This window comes from Ferroplasma sp. Type II (genome assembly GCF_000496155.1).
On record NZ_KI542716.1, the window covers coordinates 1 to 1,174 of the forward strand.

At 39.0% G+C, this 1,174-nt stretch carries 1 protein-coding gene and 1 pseudogene; both read right to left on the reverse strand.

The genetic code is table 11. The features are described 5' to 3' along the window. Nucleotides 1–364: pseudogene (locus AMDU4_RS05985) on the reverse strand (transposase); the annotation flags it as partial. Nucleotides 365–727: 363 nt separating this feature from the next. Beyond that, nucleotides 728–1,174, reverse strand: a 447-nt coding sequence (locus tag AMDU4_RS05990; protein ID WP_290704360.1) for a transposase, incomplete at its 5' end; no start/stop codon positions are given.

Genomic DNA, 1,174 nt, shown 5'->3' on the forward strand with positions numbered 1-1,174 from the left:
ATGCATAATCCCTGTTCATCCACTTTTCCATACTGTTCTTTGAGCATGGATCTGATAAACGGTTCATTACGAATAGAAGCATATAATCACCAGGTGACATTCCATTTCCCTTATGGCCTATGATGCGATTCACAGTATCCCTGAGTGCAATCTTACTGTCCATGTACAGTACAGATAGTGTAGAACCTGCAGTATAGCTTTTCAGTACAATATCATTGATCCCACTCTCAAGAATCTCTGCAAGGTTTGCAGCTGTACCCACACTTACTTCTTTCACAACTGTTGGTATACCGTCAATACGTTTCTTCCACCTCAGAACAAGGTAGCGATTCTTTCCGGAACGCTTGAATGTGTAATATGGCATAGTATAAGTAGTGTACCCACATTAATAAACATTTGGATTGTAAATAGTATAACGGATATGAATATCACAGAAGAAAGCAGTATTAATAATAAATATAATATTGTGTACCCACACATTGAGAGTGAAAAACCCTGTAAAAATTCTATGTTTCCAAGAATGCTGCTTTAGATAGATGTAAAGTCACGATATATTCATAAATTTCATTTTCCATATATAGATAATTTCTAACAACTATTAAATTTTCACTTATCACTTACTCTTTCGAAAGAATTTCAATTAATTTCTGTTTAGATTGATAGGAAGTGGCTTTTTCTTATGCTCTTTTCTTAATATTTTTCCCTTTTCTGTCGCTTTCTTGATAGCTCACGCTATTATCCCCTTATTTTTCATCCTTATCACGCAGATCATGTTATGGCCAAGGCACATGAACATGTTCTTGACCCTCACTCTGGGAACTGTTGTAACGAATACGTGACCTCCATGGAATATTCCCTTTATGACAGAATAGGGTCTCTCACCCCTGGATCTTTTCCTTGTTATCCTGAGATTCCTGCGGATGCTTTCCACTGGCAGCTTGTGTCCCCTGGCAGCCTTATCCATGGCTGCATCTATTCCCCTTCCTTCAACGCCAAAGTAACCCTTGTCCTTGTAATTCACGATGCCAGGAATGGATAGATCGATCTGCGAGTCATGCACTGATGCAGTGGTCGTTGCATAGTTCAGTATCATGTCATTGTCTGAATCCTGTATTGTGTGGAGCTTGTACCCGAAATGGGATCTTTTGTTCTTCACTGTCCAGGTACCGTCCTT